We start from the raw sequence: 20,954 nt of genomic DNA, 5'->3' as shown, positions 1-20,954 counted from the left end.
TATATTCAACTCTGAACTTTGTTTTTAAGTAGTGAAAAAGGACTGGCTATGAAAATAAACGTCACATTTGATATGACACCGGATGAATTTCGTCGTGTTATGGGATTGCCTGATGTTCAGCAGTTCCAGCAAGAATTATTTTCACAAATGATGAGCAAAATGCAGGCTGGCGAAGAAGGATATGATCCTATGTCGTTGTATCAGCCCATGATGAAAGAGGGAATGAATGCGATGGCTCAGTTTCAGAACATGATGATTAATATGATGTCGGGAAATACAAACGATAGTTCTAAATAACGACGATAAATTAGGACAATAAAAGCCAGAGATTTTATTTTGTTACCTTTGTTCTCAAGTCTCTAATAACAAGGACTGATTTTGAACAAAATACTGCTACTTTAAGTGGCAGATGTCATGCAACTGTAAGATAAACTCAACTAGTATGTGATTACCACTACGGCTATAAAACCTTTGAAGGAGCAAAACCATGCAAGACAACATTCTGAACGCATTCGCTGAGCAAGCTAAAACGATGTATGCGCCGATGTCCAAATTCAACTCGCTGTTTGTTGATAACATGGAAAAGATGACGGAATTCCAACTGAACGCCATTAAGTCATACGCAGACATGGGTGTGGAGCAGCTGAAACAGGCATCTGAAATTAAAGATGCTGAATCGATGCAGGCTTTCACTACCGCTCAGGCTGAAGCTGCCAGCTCGCTGAACAAAAAGATCATGGACGACGCTAAAGCACTGTCTGACATGGCGATGGATTTTAAAGCGAAAGTTGAAGGCATCATGGAAGAGACTCGCTCTTCCGCTGCAGCCACAACGACAACCGCAACTTCTACTAAGTCTAAGGCTAAAGCAGCTTAATTACGACTGAAGTAGCTAAAGGCCACCCGGACTCGATCTTGGTGGCCTTTTTATTTTCTTTCTCTCAGATATGGATAGGTGATGTATGAAAGGGCTGCCAACGGAAAACATGGAAACTGCCGTAAAAGATTTTTATGACATGGCAGGGCGTGCTGCGGAGCAATATGGTCGCTTCTGGCAAAAGATGGCAACGCAACCAAGTACTGCAGAGGACCCGGCAGGTTCTGTTATGACTGATTTCACTCAGGCATTTCGTGAGCTGGGCGAAGCGATGGTAAGCAATCCGAATAAAGTGATTGCTGATCAAATGGAAATGATGAAACAACAGCAAGAGTTGTTTCAGCAAACCGCTTTACGCTTTATGGGCCAGGATGTTGATCCTGTTGTTGCACCAGAGAAAGGTGATAAACGATTCAAAGACGAACAATGGTCTGAAAATCCAATGTTCGATTATATGAAGCAACTGTATTTATTGCAGGGGCAGACACTAATGAAAATGATCAAAGATACCGATGGTTTAAGTGATCATTCTCGTCAAAAAGTTGAGTATCTGGTGCGCCAGTATATCAATGCATTATCGCCAACTAATTTTGCTAACCTAAATCCGGAAGTCATCCGTAAAACCATGGAGACGGGTGGTTCTAACCTGGTATCTGGCATGGAGCAGCTACTGGAGGACTTAGAAACGAGCGTTAGCGGCGCACTAAACGTTGCGATGACTGACACCAGTGCATTCCAGGTGGGCCGAAATCTGGCTACTACGGAGGGAAGTGTTGTTTATCAGAATGACCTGATGCAATTAATTCAGTACAAACCAACAACAGAGCAAACTTACAAACGGCCTTTGCTGGTGGTCCCGCCATTTATTAATAAATTCTATATCCTCGACTTACGTGAGAAAAATTCCTTTATTAAATGGTTGGTTGACCAGGGGCATACCGTATTCGTAATTTCCTGGATAAACCCTGGTCCTTCGCTGCGCAATAAAGGTTTCGAAAACTACATGCTTGAAGGACCGATTGCAGCAGCCGACGCAATTGAACAAGCGACTGGCGAAAAAGGTGTAAATGCCATCGGTTATTGTCTGGGTGGTACTTTGTTGTCAGCTACGCTGGCCTATCAGAAGAAAAAGAAAAAAGAGACCATTAAGTCAGCAACGTTTATGGCGACATTAATGGATTTCTCTAAGCCTGGCGAAATTGGTGTGTTTATCAATGAAACTGCCATTGCAGGTCTGGAAAAACAGATGGACGCGCTGGGCTACTATGATGGCCGTCAGATGGCGTTCAGTTTTAATACTTTGCGTGAGAATGATCTGTTCTGGTCTTTCTTTATTAACAACTATCTAAAAGGCGAGCGTCCGGCTGCATTTGATTTGCTTTACTGGAATACAGATAGCACCAATTTACCTGCAACGATGCACTCGTATTATTTGCGTAATATGTATCTTAACAATCTGCTGATTGAGAAGGATGCGTTAGAGCTGGATGGTGTGAAAATTGATTTAGGAGCCATTAAAACGCCAAGCTACTTTATCTCTGCGGCTCAAGATCATATTGCTTTATGGCAGGCGACTTATACGGGTGCCAAGGTACTGGGCGGTAAAAATCGTTTTGTATTGGGTGGCTCTGGTCATATTGCCGGTATCGTAAATCCTCCGGAAGCCAATAAATACGGTTATTGGACCAATGAAGAACTGCCTGAGTCTGCTGACGACTGGTATCAGGGCTGTGAAAATCATGAAGGCTCATGGTGGTTAGATTGGCAGCAATGGGTACTGAAGACTGGTGATATGGAGATGGTTGCTGTGCGTCAGCCGGGTGATGGCAAACTGGAAATCTTAGAAGATGCTCCAGGTCGTTACGTTAAGCAACGTATCATCGACGTTGTGGCCAGCTGATGGTTCGCAGAGGCGATCATTTTGGTTGATGAAAACGGCGCTTCGGCGCCGTTTTTCGTTTATGAATCAACTGCTTGGAATATTATCCGTTTTGTCTGAGTGTAATCAAAACAAGGGTTTTTCCTGTTGTCAGTTTCCGCTATCATGCCAACAGCTATCAGTGGTAAGGACATCTCGTGTCTCAATTCGATCAGGAATCTGTTGTCTATGGCGTTATTCGCCATGTTCCCGCTGTGGATGAGTTCAGTGCTCGTTTGCAGCGTCGCGCAAACTGGAGTTCGATCCAGAACTTGCCTCTCGGTGTTGATGACGAATGGTCTTTGTTATGCCGCGAAATGTTCTCCATGCCGGGTGATGATGTGTTCAGTGGTACCTATCAAACTCAGCTGATCCACTTTGCGGCTTCATACAAAGCGGTGGAGTATGAATGGGAGCACTGGTTGAAACAGTTTGAGACGTTACTGAAAGGGATGTACTGGGTAAACGCCACGGTTCATCTTGAAACGGAGTTATCGGGCAAGCACACGTTCCATTGGCAGGCGGATAGTGGTTCTCATGCGCCGTCGGATGCTGAACTCCGTATGAGCTGTGAATGGGAGCGGGAAGCCAGTTTTGCCGTCTGATTTTATCTCGAATCCTGATACCTCAGCCTTGCCTTCACACATGGAAGAAGTGCCAGAACAAGGTGTGATTGCAGTTCCTTATCAGCGCCTCAGCGCCGATGCCCTGGATGCTATTCTTGAAGACTACGTTAGCCGTGAGGGCACCGACTACGGCGACTACAGTTTTTCCCTGAGTGATAAAAAAGCCCAGGTTCTGTCACAACTCAAGTCTGGACAAGCGACACTTTTGTTTGACCCTGTTCAGCAGACATGCCACATTGAAATGACTGAATTTCTCCGGCAGCAGGGCTGGCAGGGGTAGTCGAGTGCGGTTTCCCGTGCCCAAACCAGTTATACGCCAATGATGTATTGAGTCTGGAGGCTGTATGAAGCGAATTACCGATATTCAACAAGTTAAACTTCGTCGCCGTATCCATGATGCGATGCAGGACGTTGATCTGTTAAAAGATCAGTTGGCGGAGATACGTGCCTGCTGTGCTGAATTGGAACAAACCATGCGTGACATCCGGTTACGTGGTGAGCAGGCCAGGAGTTGCACTTCGGCCGATATTAAGCGCAAACAAATCAAACGTGTCGTCTGATCTGTACACTGATTGCTGCTTTTAACAGCCGATCTTTCTTCTTTGCATATCCCGCAATAAAAAACGTCCTGGCCATAGGGCTTCCTGAATCGCCATGCTGAGTGGAAGCGCTCCTGTCGTTATTTGTGCTGCCAAAAGTTGAGCACACAGCGGTGTCGACGCTAAGCCACGTGATCCATGGCCGATGTTGAGCCATAAACCGGGTAGCTGAGGTGCCTCAATTGCGGGTACGTGTTTGGCATTTTTAACCATTGGCCGGAACGCCTCAATAAAGGCTTCGGTCATCGGAAGCTGGCCGACCATCGGCAGGTAGTCCGGCGTGGTGCAGCGGAAGCCCACGCGACCTTGTGCCACAGCGTCATGATCAATATCTTTCCAGGCCGGACCAAAATCGCTGAGATGGCCGAGATTGGTCTGATGATCACTGGCGCGAACGTCTTCGTCGTCATCATTCAGATTGTACGTTGCACCAAGGCAAGTTAACCCCAGCTTAGACGGCGCCATATAAGACCGGGCACAGAGGACCGTATCGATGTCTGGCACCAGGCTGGCATCAAGAATTGTTAACTGACCACGAATGCGTTTAACCGGCAAATACGCCTCAGGTAACAGCTGCTTAGCTTCGAATGCGCTGGCAATGACCAATTGCTGACAAACCAGTGGATCGCCTGCACTGTTTATTAATGTCCAGCCCTCGGCGTTTCTTGTCAGCGCCTGGACATCGATTTGCTCAAAGTGTATAGCTGGGTGATCAATTAATTGCTGGCAAAATTCCACTGGAGAAACCCAGCCGGCCTGCGGAAAAAATAATCCACCGCTGGATTGTGGGCAGCCAGCTAGATCACTCGCTTGTTCAGCTGTTACTGCACGCACCAGCGCTTCGGGATACGATTGCGCGGCAAGAAACTTTTGTTGGCGGCGAGCTTCTTTTTCGTCATATGCCAGCTGTAAAACACCGCAGTTTTTCCAGCTGCCTTCGTCTTTACCCTGGCCAAGCACGTTCACGACATGCCGCAAGCTGCTCTGATAAGCCGCCAGATAAAAATCGGTATGCACGGCGTTATCTCCGGCAGCCAGTTTCACGTATAAACCACCCTGAGGATTGCCTGAGGCCGCTGCGGCGATGCCGTTACGATCAATAATCTGTACTTCGATGCCGCGTTCCGCTAACGCTCGTGCGGTCGTACAGCCTGCCAGGCCTGCGCCAATAATCGTCACCTTTTGGGGAGACCGAGAACCGAGGGAATTGGTGTGCAATAACCACGGTTTAAGCCATTTTAGTGGTGGGAGTTCCGGCCCATTGCATTGTCGATAAATACCGGTCAGCATTTCTCGTTTGCGGCCAAAACCCACCACCTTTTTTACATCAAAGCCTGCGCCTTTCAGACCTCGCCGAACAATCCCAGCCGCTGTGAAGGTTGCTATGGTTGATTCTTGATGTGGATGTAATGCATTAATTCGCCGCATTTGTCGGAATAAACCATCGGTCCACATTTGCGGATTTTTTGAGGGCGCAAAACCATCCAGATACCACGCATGCACCGGACCATTTATTTGCGGTAATGCATCGTGAACGTCATTAAAGATCAGTGTCAGCTGAACTTTATACTCAGGCCAGATTAAATGATGGAAGCCGTTAATAGCTAGCGGATATTGTTGCAATAATAATTCAGTGAATTCACTAAGCTCAGGCCAGAGTGCCATCGCTTGTTGGAGTTCCTGTTTATTGAGTGGGAACTTTTCGATGCTGGTGTAATGTAGCCAGATATCGTCATTACCGGATTGCTGGCGAGACAGGGTAAAACTTTGCCAGGTCATCAGAAAATTCAAACCGGTGCCAAAACCGGTTTCGATAATACCAAACTCGCCGCGCCAGTTTTCCCAGCGTTGTGGTAAGTCGTTGTGTTGTAAAAATACATAGCGGCTTTCATTCAGGCCATCTTCAACAGAAAAGTAGGGGTCATCGAACTGCTGTGATACTGGCAACCCCTGATCATTCCAGCTCAGATCCGGACTGGTGAGCGGTTGGCTGTTCTGAGTGTTTGATGGGGTATTTGGTTTAGACACTGTGGCTGACTACATAAGGTTCGATATGCTGTTATTTTATCTATAGTTACTGCTCTAATCTAATAAATTCGGCCTTACTGTGGGTAAAGTGCAGGTATCTTATTAAAGAAGGTTGGCGATCGACGTTAAGCTGCTGTTTAGGCAGGCGCGCTTGTTGTAGCATTCGCCTATGTTATATGAAATCTTTTCTGTGATGGCGCCAGTACTTTTTTGTGCCGCCATCGGTTTTTATTGGGCAAAGTCGGGTTATGACTTTGATCCGGAGTTTATCTCCCGGCTGGTATTGCAGGTCGGTGCTCCGTGTCTGATGCTGTCGGTACTCAGCAGTGTTGAACTGGATATTCAGGCTTTTCAGAGGACAGCGCTTGCCTGCATTCTGATTGCTGCTGTGATGGGTATCTTGGGTTGCTTAATTCCGTGGCTACGTGGTGATGATGTGCGGGCTTTTTTACCATCATTTATGTTCCCGAATGTTGGCAATATGGGGCTGCCCATTTGTATGCTGGCGTTTGGTGAAGAGGGCCTGGCGTTAGCCCTGGCATTTTTTATGGTGTTGTCAGTGGCACATTTTCCAGCCGGTATTTTATTAGCCGGTGGACGTGACGCTGGTGGTTTAAAGGGCATGATGAAGATGCCTATTTTGTATGCCATCGTCTTGGGAGTCAGTTTGCTCGCATTTGATTTGTCTCTGCCTGCTCCGGTGAAAAATTCGGTCGAATTACTCGGTGGCATGACCATTCCGTTGATGTTAATTACGCTGGGTGTTTCGTTACAACGGCTGCAGGTTGGTCAGTGGCAGCAAGCCGTATTTTACAGTGTGATGCGTATCGGTGGTGGCTTACTTGTGGGGCTGCTGGTTGCATGGTTACTGGGTCTGGAAGGAACTGAGAAAGGGATTGTAATTATTCAGGCGTCGATGCCAGTAGCTGTATTCAATTACCTGTTTGCCGAGCGGTATCAGCGTGAACCGGAAGCGGTAGCGGGTATGGTGGTTATGTCGACGCTGATTTCTTTTGCTTCTGTGCCTGCGCTTCTGTGGTGGTTGCTTTGAATTTTCGGAATGTGTCGCGGCTGATTTCAACAGTATTAGAGTCGATGTATTGCTGCTGTTAACTGATCAGTATTAAAAAGCGCGACACAACCCGTCGCGCTTTTTAATTTCAAAGGTATTATTTTTTGACAATGACGTCCTTAATCACTATTGGCTCAACCGGAACGTCGCGAGCACCGGTAGCCGTGCTTTCAATCTTATCGACGACTTCCATTCCCTGAGTCACTTTACCAAATACAGCATAACCATAATCACGGAAACCATGGTTCAGGAAGTCATTATTTTTGGTGTTGATAAAAAACTGGCTGGTAGCGCTGTCAACCTGACCTGTGCGTGCCATAGCGATGGTACCACGATTATTTTTTAAACCGTTCTTGGCTTCGTTTTTGATTGCTGGCAGCGTTGCTTTGCGGATCATGTTTTCATCGAAACCGCCGCCCTGAATCATGAAGTTGCGGATAACACGGTGGAAAATGGTGCCGTCGTAGTGATCTGATTCGATATAGGTCAGGAAGTTTTCAACACTGATGGGTGCTTTGGCACGGTCCAATTCCAGTTGGATATCACCCTGACTGGTTTTGAGGACAACCGTCACCACGTTTTCAGCCTGCTTCGCTGCCTCTTTTGTTGACGCTTCGCTATCGGCTGCGTTTGCTGAAAATGACATCAGTGTTGCCAGTAAGCTGGTGGTCAGAATAAAAATTTTGGCCATAGGGCGCATAGTTCTCTCCATGGAGTTTTTATAAGTGTCGATACGCTAATGTAAGCGACTGCATTTGTGAAGTTGCTTCATGGTATCATCACATTCAGCGACAATGGGGCAGGCGAATGTTAAAGATTGGTAAGCTGACAGATTACGGGGTAGTGGTGCTCGATCACCTGGCTCGTGCTGGGTCGGTAAAGCAATCGTCCGAAGATATTGCGGAGGCGACGGTGTTGCCGATACCGACCGTCCGTAAGGTGATGAAAGCGCTGGCCGATGCGGGGCTGGTGATTGCTCAACGAGGTGCAAAGGGTGGGTATCGCCTTGCACTAGCTCCTGAGCAAATCCGGATTCTTGATGTGGTGCAGGCATTTGAAGGTCCTGTAGCCTTAACAGAATGTTCGGTTGACGATCATCAGTGCGATATTATCGAAAATTGTTCGCTGTCGAGCAGTTGGGGTGGCATCAATAAGCTATTGATGCAGGTGCTGGCCCGGGTAACGCTTGAGGATGTCCGTAAGCCAGAAATGCAGGATCGGCTGCATCGTGATCTGGTTGATCCATCGGGTCGCATCAATCTGGTTAATCTCTGAATCTTATCTCTTCACAATGAAAGCATGGCTGCCTGATGGTGGTTTGGATGTTTATGAACTGTGTCTCAATTTGGGTCTGTCACGTTGCCGCTCGGTTTTTATCCGAAATATAAAGATGTTTAAAATCAATTGCTTATGTGGATAGTTGGCCTAAGTGACGGTCGTTTGACGAGCTAGGGTCAAGATGGCGTATTTGGTCGTTGCTGGAATAATTCATAAAAACGCATGATGACCAAGTCGGTCGAAATGTAAAACGAGGTAAAAAATGACCGTGAGAAAAGCGCTGTTTTTGCTACTCACTATGACGTTCACCCTAGCGGTTCAGGCGGCTGATCTGAAAGGGGTGGGACTGTTTGAAACGCTGGATAAACCCTGGTTTGTAGCGGCGCTGTATACTCAGGATCGTTACGAACGAGACGACCTGAGTAGCAAAGAATCAGGCAGTATTGCTGCGGAGACTCCGGCGTTACCGATGCGCCTGGAATTTAAAGTGGTTGAGTCGAGTATCAGTCAGCGTCGTTTTCGCCAGCTTTGGACCGATGCGCTATCTGTGATTGACCAGGATTCGTTGCAAGGTCAGCAGGATTTTGTCCGGTTTCTGGGAGCGGTCAGAGGCTCCCTGCGGCAATATGACCATATTGTTCTTAAGCAGCAAAAAGATCATGTATCGCTGAGCATCAATTATCACGAGCACGCGCGATTATCCGCTGACTTTCTGAACACTCTGGTGACGGTTCTTACAGCAAAAATTGCCCCGGTACCGGCCCTCAAGCACGGGCTGCTTGGCAAGTTGCCAAAAGATACTCTTCGGGGGATTCAACGAACATTTGACCGTGGTGAACCAACGCTACATCGTATCTCTCAGACTGCCCGCTGGTTACGCTTACCGCAACAAGGCACGACACTGGCAAGTAACGCTTCTTAGCAATGGTGGTATACTTTCGCCTTCAATTTATCTGTCCGAAAGTGTGATGAGCGCCGATTTTTCTTCTCTGACTCCCGAATATATTGATCGTTTTGGTGGTATTGGTCGTCTGTATGGTAACGATGGCTTGCTGCGATTGGCCAATGCCCACGTCTGTGTGGTTGGAATAGGTGGTGTGGGCTCCTGGGCCGCTGAGGCCTTGGTGCGCTCTGGTGTAGGTGAAATCACACTGATCGATATGGACGACATTTGTGTGACAAATACCAATCGTCAGATTCATGCACTGAAATCCAATGTTGGCCAGTTGAAGACAGAGGCGGTCGCGCAGCGACTTAAAGCCATTAACCCTGAAGTGATTGTGCACAGCAAAATGGCGTTTGTGACGGCAGCGAATCAGCGTGAGTTAATTCATTCGGATTTTGATTACGTCATTGATTGCATTGATAGCGTAAAAAATAAAGCGGCGCTGATCGCTCATTGTAAGCGAAATAAAATCCGGATTGTGACAACCGGCGCTGCGGGCGGCCAGATCGATCCGACACAAATCCAGATTGGTGATCTCAACAAGACGTTCAATGATCCGCTAGCACGAAAAGTTCGTTCGCTTTTACGTCGGGAATACAATTTCTCACGCAACGCCTCTCGTAATTATTCTGTTCCTTGTGTGTTTTCCAGCGAACAACTTTCATACCCCCAGGCGGATGGCAGTGTTTGCCAAACTAAATCCTTTGCCGGTGACAGTACCCGATTGGATTGTTCGTCTGGGTTTGGCTCGGCCACCATGGTAACAGGAACCTTTGGCTTTGTTGCTGCGTCCCGTGTGATAGAGCGAATTGCCAGGGATGCCGGTAAGAAAAGCTGAATATAGACTTAGTGTGAGACCATTTGCTTAATGCTAATGATTGATTATCTCGCTTCGTCGCCGTAGCATGTTAGGTCATAATAATAACCGAGTGGGTGCCATGGAACGCCTTTTTCACCATATCGCAACGACACTTGTCGCTTTGAGCATAATGTTCGCAGCTCATTGCCAGTCGGAATCCGCACAACAAAGTTACTCGCTGTTGTTATTCGAGGCGACCGTCTATCGCACTCTCGGTGATACAAGCGGCTATATCTATAGCGAAAATGATCGCAATTCTCTAAAGGACCTTGAAGCAACTTTGCAAAACGGTAATAAACTCGTTGCCGGTTTTGAATCCCGTTGGCCGATGGTTGCTAAGCACTGGCAAGTACTGACACGTTTTGTTTACTCCGATCTGATCAATAATGAACAGGCTGATTTGGTTAAATTTCCACGTCGCTACGAAGTTTTGCAGCAGAATTTGGTAGAGGCACTGAATAGCGCTAAAACGGACACGGCGGAAGGTGACATCGTGGCAGATAAAAAACCATTGCTGATGTCTTTGATTCACCTTGAGCAAGTTGTGGCTGGCTATACCTTTTACAATATCAATGTATTTGGCGGACTATCCGTACCCGAAACCGGTATTGAAAATTATAATGATATGTTCAAAGCAGAGGTGCAAAACCTCAAGGCAGATGACGCTGCCCTGGCGAAAGCACTGACACGTAAATGGAGATTTATCGAAAAAACGGTGCTGGATTACAATCAAAGATCGGCAGTTTTTATTGTTCGGCGGACCGCCAGCTCATTACGCACCCTGATACAAACCAATATTTCCGATGAGTTACTTGCTGGCGAATCTTATTAGTCTTTGTCGTTTTGTGCTTTGAGTTGTTTGATCAGAGATTCTGGCAGTTTATTAATCTGGAGACGGTTGTTAACGCCGTCAAATACCACATCATCTTCCAACATAGCCGCCGAAAAGCTGAGACTTATGTCTTTGTTTTTACCACTGTAGCGAATAAAACTCTTCAGCTTTTTACGGTCTGGAATTAATTCCGTTTTAATTGCTTCTGCGACCTGAGACGTTGGTGCGCCTTGTTCTGCCATTTCCTCAGGGGTTAATGCGGGTTGAGTAGCCTGACGCTCTTTTTGTTTTTCAACAATATAGTGTGAAAAGTTCTCACCAGTTTTGCTTTCCGGTTTCGATTCCATTTGCGATTCAACGTAATCTGCAAGATCCGTAAAATCGACGACTTCGCCGCGCTTATCCTGTTCTATGCAGTAATCGACGACCTTGCTTTTGTATTCGAAGCTTTGTTCTGCTGGAAGATTCTGACTGAATTCATCAACAATTTGTAAAAATGCTTCAGTTTCTGCTGCGGTGTCTAATGTGTCGGTAAACCCCATAAAATCACCAAACTGATTTTGCAGCGGTTTGTCAGCTCGACCAAAACTGAAGGTAATGTACTTTTCTTCTTCCTGCACCAGCCAATCAGTCAGGTTGATCATGACTCCGAAGCCGGTATTTGAGAAATCGATATAGTGGGTTTCAGACAATGTCATATCGCTGTTGATGGACACGCTGGTTTTGCGGCGTAAATGAAATACATAAAACCGATCGCTGTCGGCCAGTTCCTCGTATATAAAGGCGAGGTAGCCGTCGATCGCAAACTCTGTGTTATCAAGGCTGTTGGCGAAGTATTTACTCAGGCGGCGGGTGAGCGACATAAAGTTCTGCCGATCACCTTTCCAGTCCTGGATTTGCGCCCGCATCAGGGTGACCTCCGGGTGGAAGGCACCATAACGTTTACCGGCGCGCTGGGTCAGAATCCCTTTTAGCTGACTGGTTGCCTGGGAGTAAAAACGCTCACTGTGTTCGTCGTCGAAGTTGGCTTCCTGTTCGCTGCAGTGAAGAGCGGCAGCCGGTTCTTTCGGATCTTTACTGATCTGATGCGTAACAAAGTGGCGTATGGTCATAAAACTCCGGCTCCGTTTCAGAGGCCTTCAAATTCACAAATAGCGTAAACGGCAAAACCGGCCTGACGCAGTTTTTCGCCGCCTTTGAGGTCTGGCAGGTCGATGATTGCAGCGGTTTCCACTACGTCAGCACCCAGTTTCTTCACCAGCTCACAAGCGGCCAGCATAGTACCACCTGTAGCGATTAAGTCATCCATTACCAATACACGATCACCAGCTTTAAATGCATCGGTATGCAATTCAATGGTAGCGCTGCCGTATTCCAGGCTGTAATCCTGTGTGATGGTTTCAAATGGCAGCTTTCCTTTTTTACGCACCGGCACCAGGCTTAACCCCAATTCGTAGGCGAGTGGTGCACCAAGAATAAATCCACGAGCATCAATCGCAGCGATCGCGTCGAGTTGCATGTTCTGATAGCGGTGAACAAAGCTATCAATCAACAGACGAAAGGCCTGGGCATCCTGCAGGAGTGGCATGATGTCACGAAACATCACACCCTCTTCAGGCCAGTCTGGAACGGTACGGATGGCGTTTTTGATTTCCTGGCTGTAGCGGCTCATATTGGCTCCGGTAGCAAATCTGCTGGGTGTGAGCAGATCGAGAGTTGTCTTGTCGGTCGAACGAAATCGCGCATTTTAACGAACTGTGACGCGCTTAGACAGGGCAGCGCTGTTATGTGAAGTCCGGTGGTCTTTTTAACAATTGCTATTTGGCCCGCTGTGGTTCTTCGTAATCGGCCATTCGCCGATCAACTTGAAAATTTGTCATGTTGGTCAGGTATTTGAGCGGTAAATCTTGGCGAATGCTGTCTGACCGGTATAATCGCCGTCTCATTAAATTTTGACCTCTCGGTGGCTGGTTCAGCCTCGAACACAAAGGTGCTGCAAAATGCTAGAAAAATTGTTCCAGCTAAACCGGTTTGGTACATCGGTAAAAACTGAAATGTTGGCCGGTGTTACTACCTACCTGACCATGGCTTATATCATCTTTGTTAACCCGGCGATGCTGGCAGATGCTGGGATGGACCATGGTGCTGTGTTTGTTGCCAGCTGTGTGGCTGCGGCAATCGGCTGTTTTATCATGGGATTCTGGGCAAATCTGCCGGTAGCACTGGCGCCGGGAATGGGTTTAAACGCCTTCTTTACCTACGGCGTTGTATTGGGCATGGGGCACAGCTGGGAAACGGCACTGGGTGCTGTATTTCTCTCCGGTGTTATCTTCATATTACTGAGCTTGTTCAAAGTACGAGAGTGGATTATCAATGCCATTCCGGCCACATTGAAGAAAGCCATTGCTGCCGGTATTGGTGCTTTTCTGGCGCTGATTGCTCTGAAGAATGCTGGCATTATCGTTGACCATCCGGCTACACTCGTAAGCCTTGGCGATCTCACTGAATTTGGTCCGGCCATGGCATTGACGGGCTTCTTCCTGATTGTGGCATTTGTTCAGCGCAATATTCCTGGCGCAGTCATGCTGGCGATCTTGCTGGTAACGGCCGTTGCTCTGGTAACCGGTAATGTCGAATACACCGGTGTCGTGTCGGCTCCGCCATCACTGGCACCAACGTTCATGGCCATGGATGTAAAAGCCGCGTTAGATGTTGCTATGTTAAGTGTTATTTTCGCCTTCTTATTTGTCGATTTGTTTGACACCTCCGGCACTCTGATCGCGGTGAGTGAGCGTGCTGGCCTTAACACCTCAAAAGGTGAAGTCCCACGCTTAGGTCGTGCGTTACTGGCCGACAGTTCTGCAACGGTAGCGGGTGCGGCGCTGGGTACATCGACGACGACCAGTTACATTGAAAGTGTTGCCGGTGTCGCTGCGGGTGGTCGCACGGGTTTAACCGCTGTCACTGTTGGCCTGTTATTCCTGTTGAGCATCTTCATCGCTCCTCTGGCTGGCATGATTCCGGCTTACGCAACGGCTGGCGCGATCTTTTATGTGTCGGTTCTGATGATGTTTACGCTTAAAGAAGTGGCATGGGAAGATCTGACCGAAGCCGCTCCGGTTGCCGTCGTGTTGCTGTTAACACCACTGACGTTTTCGATTGCACATGGTGTAACCCTCGGATTCATCACTTATGCGGCAGCCAAACTGCTGGGTGGAAAAGCACACGAACTGAATACCAGTGTGATTGTGATTGCCGCGCTATTGCTGGCGAAAGTGATTTTCGTCGGCTGATTCAATGCTTCTGGTCTCAATGAGAAAGCCGCTGCTTTGCTAACAAGGCAGCGGCTTTTTTACATGCGGTCAAACCCAGAGGAATTGATTGATCTGTCAAAATCGCACCTCTGACGTTATAACTCTGAATCTTCAAACTCTCTTTTGCCCGCAGGAAAAGGACTTTCAATGGCAGTGCTACGCTACCTTGCTATCACCCTGGCACTATTGTTTCTGTCTGGTTGTGAGATTGATTTCGGCAATGATAAGGAATCTGATCCAGCGCCTAAACGCATCTCCGGTGATCTTGTGGCCCTTCCAATTAATTTTGCAGAGCAAGTTGTTATAAAACTGCTGCATATTCGGCACAACGATGAATTCCATCCCCCTGTATTTGCAATATCTGGGTTACTTGAATCATTGGTCTGGGTGTCTTTCTGATAGCGACAAATCATAGTCGATATTTTCTTGGGGACGAACCTTATGTTCGACAAAGGCGGTACCTCAATGGCTATGAAATCAGTAATAAAAAGCAATCTCTGGAAAATAGTTTTATAGGTTTTTCATTAATGATGCCTCGTGGTGAGTTGCTGGTTATAGGCCAAGGCTCAGCATATGTCACTGGTTACAAATCCGCATCGCCCTGCATGCTGAATAGGCGTATTATGCAGGGCGTTTTTATAGCTGTGAAAGTATCCCCTTTATGAGTTATTCCCTGAGCCAGAAAGATCATCAGGCTACCCTGAAATTATCCAACAACAAGCGTTATGAGCTGTTCCTTAAGAAAGCCGCACAATTCGGTGAAATCTGGAGTCTGGCGAATGACGAGGGTTGGGTGACCATCAGTTCGGAAGAGGGAGAGAACTGCCTGCCGGTATGGCCGCACCCGGATTATGCCAAAGAATGGTGTAACGGCGAGTGGAATGATTGCCAGCCCAAAGCGGTGGAGCTGGATGTCTGGCTGGAACGCTGGACGCCGGGGTTAGAGCAGGATGAAACCTTGCTGGTGGTATTCCCAAATTTGAAAGAAGAAGCCTTATTGGTGGATCCGCACGAACTGGACGAAGGGTTACGCCAAGCACTGGCATCAATCTGACACATTTGACCAGTGACAAGCCCCTCTGAACTTTGTATAACTCTTGTATAAACCAGATTGTTATGCAGAGTGGGAACAAACTATGAAGCCAATATTCAGAAAGCTTGCGCTGGGTCTTTCGATAGCGTTCATGCCGCTGGCCACGATGGCTGGTCAATCAGAGTCTGGAGCCGATGCAACGCCGGTTGCAACAGACGCCAGTAAGGATTGCCCAGCCATCTTTAACCATAAAATGAAGAAGCTGCACAGTTCCAAAATTCTGGATGTGTGCGAAGTGACGGCAGGCAAGCCGGTTCTGTTGGTAAATACGGCCAGCCATTGCGGTTTTACCGATCAGTTTGGCGATCTTGAAGCGCTGCACAAGAAATACAAAGACCAGGGTTTGGTTGTCTTGGGCGTATCCTCTGATTCTTTCGATCAGGAAGATAAAGACGAGGGTAAAGCAGCAGAAATCTGTTTTAAGAACTTTGGTGTAAGTTTTACGATGCTGTCAACAGTGCCGGTGAAGGGCGATGGCGCGCACCCTATGTTCTTGGAAGTGGCCCGCCAGGATGTGGCACCGCGCTGGAATTTCTACAAGTATCTGGTGGGGGCGGATGGAAAGATCGTCAGCTCAAACTCAAGCTTCTTTATGCCCGATGAAGGCGATATTGAAGCGCTGTTGAATTAGCCAGTCGGCTGGTTTCGGGGCAGGTTCTTCCTGCCCTTATTCATAAAATGATGGCATTCTCAAATCCCCTGCATAAATCGGTTTAATCCCATTCTCCTTTGAGTGTTGCTGCGCCGCACTAAGCATCCGAACCTGGGAGACACAGACATGTATGGGCCGGATACGTACTACAAATCAAAGACTGACGAAGAACAGTACAGCTTATAAATATGCTACTCTCGCGCTTTCAGCAACCGAGTGACCTAATCGGTTTATTGTTAAGCGATCAGCGGATTAATTATGAGTTTCACCTTTTCTCAATTGCACCCGGATTTACAGCAGGCGCTAAAGCAATTGGGATATCAGCAGCCAACGCCTATTCAACAACAAGCAATTCCTGAGGTTACCAATGGTGCTGACGTGATGGCAGGTGCGCAAACCGGTACTGGTAAGACCGCTGCCTTTGCTTTGCCATTGCTCAATCGCATATTGACAAGTCACACCAAAGAGAAGGAGGCGCTGGCTGAAAATAATGCGGTGCAGGTTCTGGTTTTAACGCCCACACGTGAGCTGGCCCAGCAAGTTCATAAAAGTTTTTGCCAGTACGCTCAATTTACATCTGTCAGAATCGAACTGGCATACGGTGGGGTGAGCCTGAATCCTCAGTTAGAAGCATTGGCAAACGGCTGTGAGGTATTGGTGGCTACGCCCGGAAGATTGCTGGATCTGGTGTTTAAGCGTGCAGTGGACTTAACGCAGCTACAGACTCTGGTGTTTGATGAAGCTGACCGGATGCTCGACATGGGTTTTATCGACGAAATTCAGCAGATTCTGAAACGACTACCCAGTAAGCGTCAGACGTTGTTTTTTTCTGCAACCTTTGGCGATGAAATATTCAAACTGAGTAAACAATTATTGACCGATCCGGTATTGATTGAGGTGGATGCACGCAACACCGCTGCGGTTACTGTCGAACAAAAAGTGTATGTGGTGGATACTGAACGTAAGCGTGAGCTGGTGTCGCACCTGATCGGCAGTAAGAACTGGCACCAGGTTCTGATTTTTGTCAAAACCAAACAGGGTGCTGATCAGCTGGCTGTCGAAATGTGCAAAGACGGCCTGGCTACTAAGGCGATTCACGGTGATAAATCCCAGGGGGCGCGTGAACGGGTATTGGAGGCGTTTAAAGAAGGAGTAACCCGGGTGCTGGTTGCTACCGATGTCGCTGCACGAGGTATCGATATTCCACAGCTCAATACGGTCATTAATTTTGATTTGCCTTATATCGCCGAAGACTACATTCACAGAATCGGCCGAACCGGACGGGCTGGGCATGATGGCCTCGCGATTACGCTGATGAGTCTGGGAGAAGAGTATTTGCTGGAAGAAATTGAGGTAATCCTTGATGCACGCTTACCACAACAATGGCTGGAAGGTTATGAGCCAGACCTGACGCGCGATATTCCGGAAAATAATAAAAACAGCCGCAGTGCTCAGAAACGTCGTGCTAAGCAACGGGCGCATGGGAAAGTCAGTGGCAACCGCCGTCGCCGTAAATAATCGGGCCTCATTGCAGTCTGAGTTTTTGGCTACCACATGCGATTTCCGGCGGGTATAATCGCCCGCCATTTTGGTTGCCGTTAGCTGAAGTAGCCGTTTTTTGAGTTCCGGAGTAATTATGTCCCTGGCGTATCGTTTTCAAACCGTGATTGATCAATTAGCGGCAGGTAATAAGAAGCAATTTGCTGAGATGACGGGAAAATCGGCGTCCCATATTTATAAAATCTGTCGTGGTTCAGGACGACCGTCGATGGCCTATTTACAGCAGCTGTTCGAAGAATTCCGGGTTGATATTACCTGGCTGTTGACCGGCGAACAGAATGAATCTGCCAATCCCGCTGGCGTGCTAAACCCAGGAGATCAGGTAGTGGCGCCAATGTTTGATGTAAAAGCCAGTGCTGGTGCCGGTGCATTAACCGACAGTGAAGCGGTGGAAGATTATTTCACCTTTAATAAATCGTTTTTATCGCGGCAGCTGGGTATCAGTGGTGAGCAGTTGGTGTTTGTTACCGTTGACGGTGACAGCATGGAACCGACGCTGTTTGATGGCGATCAGGTGTTGGTGGATATGACTCAACGTACAGTACGTAACAACGCAGTGTATTTGCTGAATAGTGAGCGAGGACTGGTTACCAAACGGCTGCAGCAAACAGGCAAACAGCTTCAGGTAAACAGCGATAATCGTGATTATGACAGCTGGCAGCTGGATTTAACCGCGCTGGAAGATAACCCGGTTGTTGGTCGTATCGTTTGGTCAGCCCGCACTGTTTAATTCGCGTGGTGATCTGGTTTGGTTTCTGAATACATAAAGCATTACCCATCACACCTGACTGATCAGGTGCAACAGCTGCTGGATAATGGCCAGCTGGGGGAGGTACTCAAAAAACGCTACCCTGGTATTCACAATATCCGCAGTAATAAAGCGTTGTACGATTATACGATAGAGCTGAAAAACCGCTATTTACGTAAGTCCTCGCCGCTGAGTAAGGTGGAGTACAGCGATAAGGCGCCAGCCTATAATGCACTTGGGTTGCATAAGCGGATTTCTCGGCTCCACGGCGGTAAACTGGTAGCGAAAAAAGAAATTCATATCGACAACCGCTTCCGTGATGCTCCTGAAGCCTTTTTACGGATGATTGTGGTACATGAGCTGGCTCATCTGAAAGAGATGGATCATAACAAAGCGTTTTATCATCTCTGTTGTCATATGGAGCCTGATTATCATCAGCTCGAGTTTGATTTACGGGTATGGCTGACCTGGCAGGATGCCGCTGCACGATAAATTCGGAAAAAGCCGCCGTCAGATTGTTGTGGGGCCGTTTAAAATCTGACGGCGGCTTTTTATGAACTTCTTCAGAGGCTTAATGATTGATAACCTGTATCGTGACTATTTCAGCATTAGCCCTTCGCGAATATCTTTCCAGGAAACCAGTTTAAAATTCTGGAACTCTTCTGGCATCAGGTTGCGGCCATCTTGCACCACTAATAGACCTTCAGGATATTGTGACCCCATATACGCCGAGCTGACGGTTAAACCATCGGTTTCGGACGCGCCATCTATTGCTGGTAACAGGCCGGTATTCATGCCGATACGGAAGTGCGCTTGATAAGCAAACGGCGGAAGGGTATCGAACAATACATAGCTGTCGTTGCCCTGACTGGAAACAACCAGATAACTTTGCTCTTTACCGTGGTAAATATCCATGCCTTCAATATCTGCATGCAGGTGGTTCGTGTCTTTAGCATCGTTGAGTGTCTGAATTAACTGCGGTTCTGAATTGTTATCGGACAAGTCCAGCGTCCAAATGCCGTAATTTTCCTCTCCCAGGAATAGACGCTGATGTTTGTCATCGCTGACGCAGCCCTCTGGTTGAGTTGTTAGTGAGAACTCACGCACCAGTTTGCCACTCCAGCCAGTATCCGAATCAATCACCTGGTATTGCTCAAAGCGACCGTCTTTGTCATTTATAAATACATACATTTCGTTATTCACACCACGGCCCATGCACAAACCGTACACCTCATCAAGAGTTGTCTGTATACCACTGACCATGGTTGTAACGCCTGTGTTCGGGTCGATCCGATAAAGGGCAATGCTGTTATTATCGCGCTGGCTGGCACTGGCAATATCGGCGGCAGATTGTTGATAGGTAAAACCCTGACGCACATCAATGTTATTAATCCGACCGGATGTCAGGGTCTGTAAGGTATTACCCTGGATATCATAGATATGAAGTCCAAATTTTTTATTAGTACCTAAAATCCGACTTTTTTCAGGTACAGTAGGGTGAACCCAGATCGCTGGATCATCAGCAGCATCGCCATCGGTTATGACGGGGTCGGTTTCTGCTGTTGGCGTAATATTAATGATGCGGTTGTTTGTGATATTCGCCTTGAGTGAATCATCCGCTGTTTGCTTCAAGCTTGCTCGTAATAACTCACCGGAATAATCGTTTAGCAAAAATAGTTGTTGGTATTGCTCGAAATGGCTCGCAGACAAAGTATCCATAGCGATTCCATCATCCAGCTGGTAACTGTGCATATCGGAGAAATTGTTCAGGCTCAGACGGTGCAATTTTGAATGACCCCCTTCACCAATCCACAGACGATGATTATTAATTGCTAACGGCCCTGAATTTTTATCAAGACGTCCAAATGGCGCAACCAATGCAACCGGCGAACGAGCGATTTCACTCTCTGCGCGAGCATTGTAAGACCAGACGCCGATGTTTTCTTCAGAAACAAACAGTCGTTGGGATGCATCGTCAGCAACACAATATTTCGTTGCAGGTGGCATCGGGAATTCACGGATTTTACTGAGGTTAACTTCATTATCGTCGAGAGTGACCAACATCTGGTGGGCCATGTGACGTTCATCCAGCAAAAAAACCTGTAATCCCTGATCCTGATACAAGCATAAGGTTTCCAGGGGGTAGGGAATAGTATCGGAGAGCGCTATCTTGTTGCTTTTTGGATGGACGATTACTAGCTGATTATCGCTATTGAGTGTAGCAATGAGGTCGCCGCGTTGATCAAGAAATTCGCTCTCAATATCAAAAGTTTGCCCATTAATCGATAGTTGTTCACCAATGGTTATCAGCTGACCATTGAGGTAGGTCGCATCAATCGCTGTTCCCGGAAACGGTTGTGTCGTCAACGACTGCACTGTTGTTTGTGCTGGATTTTGCGCCAGGGTTGCCGATGCACTGCTTTTCTGTCCACAGCCTGATAATAAACTGATCAATGCTGGTAGTATCAGCAGGTTTGTGAATATTGATTTTTTAAACGTTATCATAGCCGTATTCATACAAGTTTTTTGAGCACACGAAAGTCAATAACGAT

At 47.4% G+C, this 20,954-nt stretch carries 23 protein-coding genes; 18 read left to right on the top strand and 5 right to left on the bottom strand.

The window, feature by feature from the left end:
* The first annotated feature begins 48 nt into the window (after positions 1 to 48).
* From MK185_06315 to MK185_06290, 6 genes are all read left to right on the top strand, one after another.
* Entirely contained in the window at positions 49 to 297 is a 249-nt protein-coding gene (locus MK185_06315; protein ID MCH2040231.1) for a DUF6489 family protein, read from the top strand.
* A 190-nt stretch (positions 298 to 487) separates the two neighbouring features.
* Positions 488 to 877 (top strand): phasin family protein, encoded by a 390-nt coding sequence (locus tag MK185_06310; protein ID MCH2040230.1) that lies wholly within the window; start codon positions 488 to 490, stop codon positions 875 to 877.
* Between the two features lie 85 nt (positions 878 to 962).
* Positions 963 to 2,777: a class I poly(R)-hydroxyalkanoic acid synthase gene (gene phaC / locus MK185_06305; GenBank protein MCH2040229.1), complete on the top strand. Its 1,815-nt coding sequence runs from the start codon at positions 963 to 965 to the stop codon at positions 2,775 to 2,777.
* Positions 2,778 to 2,953: 176 nt separating this feature from the next.
* Entirely contained in the window at positions 2,954 to 3,400 is a 447-nt protein-coding gene (locus MK185_06300) for a hypothetical protein (GenBank protein MCH2040228.1), read from the top strand.
* Positions 3,390 to 3,701 (top strand): YheU family protein, encoded by a 312-nt coding sequence (locus MK185_06295; protein MCH2040227.1) that lies wholly within the window; start codon positions 3,390 to 3,392, stop codon positions 3,699 to 3,701. The genes MK185_06300 and MK185_06295 overlap by 11 nt, the downstream gene beginning before the upstream one ends.
* Before the next feature lie 64 nt (positions 3,702 to 3,765).
* Positions 3,766 to 3,981: a hypothetical protein gene (locus tag MK185_06290; GenBank protein ID MCH2040226.1), complete on the top strand. Its 216-nt coding sequence runs from the start codon at positions 3,766 to 3,768 to the stop codon at positions 3,979 to 3,981.
* A 21-nt stretch (positions 3,982 to 4,002) separates the two neighbouring features.
* On the opposite strand, the gene mnmC is transcribed toward MK185_06290, so the two are convergent.
* A complete protein-coding gene (gene mnmC / locus MK185_06285) occupies positions 4,003 to 6,048 on the bottom strand; it encodes a bifunctional tRNA (5-methylaminomethyl-2-thiouridine)(34)-methyltransferase MnmD/FAD-dependent 5-carboxymethylaminomethyl-2-thiouridine(34) oxidoreductase MnmC (protein ID MCH2040225.1) in 2,046 nt (681 codons plus the stop codon).
* Between the two features lie 169 nt (positions 6,049 to 6,217).
* On the opposite strand from mnmC, the gene MK185_06280 reads away from it, so the two are divergent.
* Positions 6,218 to 7,099, top strand: coding sequence for an AEC family transporter (locus tag MK185_06280; protein ID MCH2040224.1), 882 nt, complete (start codon positions 6,218 to 6,220; stop codon positions 7,097 to 7,099).
* A gap of 118 nt (positions 7,100 to 7,217) precedes the next feature.
* On the opposite strand, the gene MK185_06275 is transcribed toward MK185_06280, so the two are convergent.
* Positions 7,218 to 7,820, bottom strand: coding sequence for a peptidylprolyl isomerase (locus MK185_06275; GenBank protein MCH2040223.1), 603 nt, complete (start codon positions 7,818 to 7,820; stop codon positions 7,218 to 7,220).
* 107 nt (positions 7,821 to 7,927) lie between these two features.
* Here MK185_06275 and MK185_06270 point away from each other — a divergent pair, with 107 nt between their 5' ends.
* The 4 genes from MK185_06270 (at position 7,928) to MK185_06255 (ending at position 11,035) form a co-directional block, all read left to right on the top strand.
* Positions 7,928 to 8,395: an SUF system Fe-S cluster assembly regulator gene (locus MK185_06270; GenBank protein ID MCH2040222.1), complete on the top strand. Its 468-nt coding sequence runs from the start codon at positions 7,928 to 7,930 to the stop codon at positions 8,393 to 8,395.
* Positions 8,396 to 8,660: 265 nt separating this feature from the next.
* Positions 8,661 to 9,320: a hypothetical protein gene (locus tag MK185_06265; protein ID MCH2040221.1), complete on the top strand. Its 660-nt coding sequence runs from the start codon at positions 8,661 to 8,663 to the stop codon at positions 9,318 to 9,320.
* Positions 9,321 to 9,366: 46 nt separating this feature from the next.
* Positions 9,367 to 10,182, top strand: coding sequence for a tRNA cyclic N6-threonylcarbamoyladenosine(37) synthase TcdA (tcdA, locus tag MK185_06260; GenBank protein MCH2040220.1), 816 nt, complete (start codon positions 9,367 to 9,369; stop codon positions 10,180 to 10,182).
* Positions 10,183 to 10,273: 91 nt separating this feature from the next.
* Positions 10,274 to 11,035 (top strand): hypothetical protein, encoded by a 762-nt coding sequence (locus MK185_06255; GenBank protein ID MCH2040219.1) that lies wholly within the window; start codon positions 10,274 to 10,276, stop codon positions 11,033 to 11,035.
* On the opposite strand, the gene MK185_06250 is transcribed toward MK185_06255, so the two are convergent.
* On the bottom strand, positions 11,032 to 12,147 hold the full coding sequence (locus tag MK185_06250) for a nucleoid-associated protein (protein ID MCH2040218.1): 1,116 nt from the start codon (positions 12,145 to 12,147) through the stop codon (positions 11,032 to 11,034). The genes MK185_06255 and MK185_06250 overlap by 4 nt on opposite strands.
* 17 nt (positions 12,148 to 12,164) lie before the next feature.
* Positions 12,165 to 12,707, bottom strand: coding sequence for an adenine phosphoribosyltransferase (locus MK185_06245; GenBank protein ID MCH2040217.1), 543 nt, complete (start codon positions 12,705 to 12,707; stop codon positions 12,165 to 12,167).
* 328 nt (positions 12,708 to 13,035) lie between these two features.
* Here MK185_06245 and MK185_06240 point away from each other — a divergent pair, with 328 nt between their 5' ends.
* The 7 genes from MK185_06240 (at position 13,036) to MK185_06210 (ending at position 18,894) form a co-directional block, all read left to right on the top strand.
* On the top strand, positions 13,036 to 14,328 hold the full coding sequence (locus MK185_06240) for an NCS2 family permease (protein ID MCH2040216.1): 1,293 nt from the start codon (positions 13,036 to 13,038) through the stop codon (positions 14,326 to 14,328).
* A 168-nt stretch (positions 14,329 to 14,496) separates the two neighbouring features.
* The gene (locus MK185_06235) at positions 14,497 to 14,748 is read left to right on the top strand and encodes a hypothetical protein (protein MCH2040215.1); all 252 of its coding nucleotides are present in this window, start codon (positions 14,497 to 14,499) and stop codon (positions 14,746 to 14,748) included.
* 262 nt (positions 14,749 to 15,010) lie between these two features.
* Positions 15,011 to 15,403: a DUF2750 domain-containing protein gene (locus MK185_06230; protein ID MCH2040214.1), complete on the top strand. Its 393-nt coding sequence runs from the start codon at positions 15,011 to 15,013 to the stop codon at positions 15,401 to 15,403.
* Positions 15,404 to 15,485: 82 nt separating this feature from the next.
* Positions 15,486 to 16,073, top strand: a complete 588-nt coding sequence (locus tag MK185_06225; GenBank protein ID MCH2040213.1) for a glutathione peroxidase — start codon at positions 15,486 to 15,488, stop codon at positions 16,071 to 16,073.
* A 279-nt stretch (positions 16,074 to 16,352) separates the two neighbouring features.
* A complete protein-coding gene (locus MK185_06220) occupies positions 16,353 to 17,612 on the top strand; it encodes a DEAD/DEAH box helicase (protein ID MCH2040212.1) in 1,260 nt (419 codons plus the stop codon).
* A gap of 118 nt (positions 17,613 to 17,730) precedes the next feature.
* A complete protein-coding gene (locus MK185_06215; GenBank protein MCH2040211.1) occupies positions 17,731 to 18,384 on the top strand; it encodes a helix-turn-helix domain-containing protein in 654 nt (217 codons plus the stop codon).
* Between the two features lie 18 nt (positions 18,385 to 18,402).
* Positions 18,403 to 18,894 carry a M48 family metallopeptidase gene (locus MK185_06210; protein ID MCH2040210.1) on the top strand — a complete coding sequence of 164 codons (492 nt, stop codon included), beginning with the start codon at positions 18,403 to 18,405 and terminating at the stop codon, positions 18,892 to 18,894.
* A gap of 105 nt (positions 18,895 to 18,999) precedes the next feature.
* Here the strand turns inward: MK185_06210 and MK185_06205 are convergent, their stop codons facing one another.
* Positions 19,000 to 20,907, bottom strand: coding sequence for a phytase (locus tag MK185_06205; GenBank protein ID MCH2040209.1), 1,908 nt, complete (start codon positions 20,905 to 20,907; stop codon positions 19,000 to 19,002).
* Between the last annotated feature and the right edge of the window lie 47 nt (positions 20,908 to 20,954).

The sequence above is a fragment of the Saccharospirillaceae bacterium genome, assembly GCA_022448365.1.
GTDB lineage: Bacteria > Pseudomonadota > Gammaproteobacteria > Pseudomonadales > Oceanobacteraceae > Bacterioplanoides.
This window is presented reverse-complemented; position numbering and strand designations above follow the sequence as displayed.

What these genes read in the sequence shown, in the direction of transcription:
- MK185_06225 (MCH2040213.1), top strand. Translation starts at nt 15,486, where the DNA reads ATGAAGCCAATATTCAGAAAGCTTGCGCTGGGTCTTTCGATAGCGTTC.
- MK185_06270 (MCH2040222.1), top strand. Translation starts at nt 7,928, where the DNA reads ATGTTAAAGATTGGTAAGCTGACAGATTACGGGGTAGTGGTGCTCGAT.
- MK185_06245 (MCH2040217.1), bottom strand. Translation starts at nt 12,707, where the DNA reads ATGAGCCGCTACAGCCAGGAAATCAAAAACGCCATCCGTACCGTTCCA.
- MK185_06275 (MCH2040223.1), bottom strand. Translation starts at nt 7,820, where the DNA reads ATGCGCCCTATGGCCAAAATTTTTATTCTGACCACCAGCTTACTGGCA.
- MK185_06215 (MCH2040211.1), top strand. Translation starts at nt 17,731, where the DNA reads ATGTCCCTGGCGTATCGTTTTCAAACCGTGATTGATCAATTAGCGGCA.
- MK185_06205 (MCH2040209.1), bottom strand. Translation starts at nt 20,907, where the DNA reads ATGATAACGTTTAAAAAATCAATATTCACAAACCTGCTGATACTACCA.
- MK185_06230 (MCH2040214.1), top strand. Translation starts at nt 15,011, where the DNA reads ATGAGTTATTCCCTGAGCCAGAAAGATCATCAGGCTACCCTGAAATTA.
- MK185_06220 (MCH2040212.1), top strand. Translation starts at nt 16,353, where the DNA reads ATGAGTTTCACCTTTTCTCAATTGCACCCGGATTTACAGCAGGCGCTA.
- MK185_06290 (MCH2040226.1), top strand. Translation starts at nt 3,766, where the DNA reads ATGAAGCGAATTACCGATATTCAACAAGTTAAACTTCGTCGCCGTATC.
- MK185_06235 (MCH2040215.1), top strand. Translation starts at nt 14,497, where the DNA reads ATGGCAGTGCTACGCTACCTTGCTATCACCCTGGCACTATTGTTTCTG.
- MK185_06250 (MCH2040218.1), bottom strand. Translation starts at nt 12,147, where the DNA reads ATGACCATACGCCACTTTGTTACGCATCAGATCAGTAAAGATCCGAAA.
- phaC (MCH2040229.1), top strand. Translation starts at nt 963, where the DNA reads ATGAAAGGGCTGCCAACGGAAAACATGGAAACTGCCGTAAAAGATTTT.
- tcdA (MCH2040220.1), top strand. Translation starts at nt 9,367, where the DNA reads ATGAGCGCCGATTTTTCTTCTCTGACTCCCGAATATATTGATCGTTTT.
- MK185_06280 (MCH2040224.1), top strand. Translation starts at nt 6,218, where the DNA reads ATGTTATATGAAATCTTTTCTGTGATGGCGCCAGTACTTTTTTGTGCC.
- MK185_06240 (MCH2040216.1), top strand. Translation starts at nt 13,036, where the DNA reads ATGCTAGAAAAATTGTTCCAGCTAAACCGGTTTGGTACATCGGTAAAA.
- MK185_06315 (MCH2040231.1), top strand. Translation starts at nt 49, where the DNA reads ATGAAAATAAACGTCACATTTGATATGACACCGGATGAATTTCGTCGT.
- MK185_06310 (MCH2040230.1), top strand. Translation starts at nt 488, where the DNA reads ATGCAAGACAACATTCTGAACGCATTCGCTGAGCAAGCTAAAACGATG.
- MK185_06265 (MCH2040221.1), top strand. Translation starts at nt 8,661, where the DNA reads ATGACCGTGAGAAAAGCGCTGTTTTTGCTACTCACTATGACGTTCACC.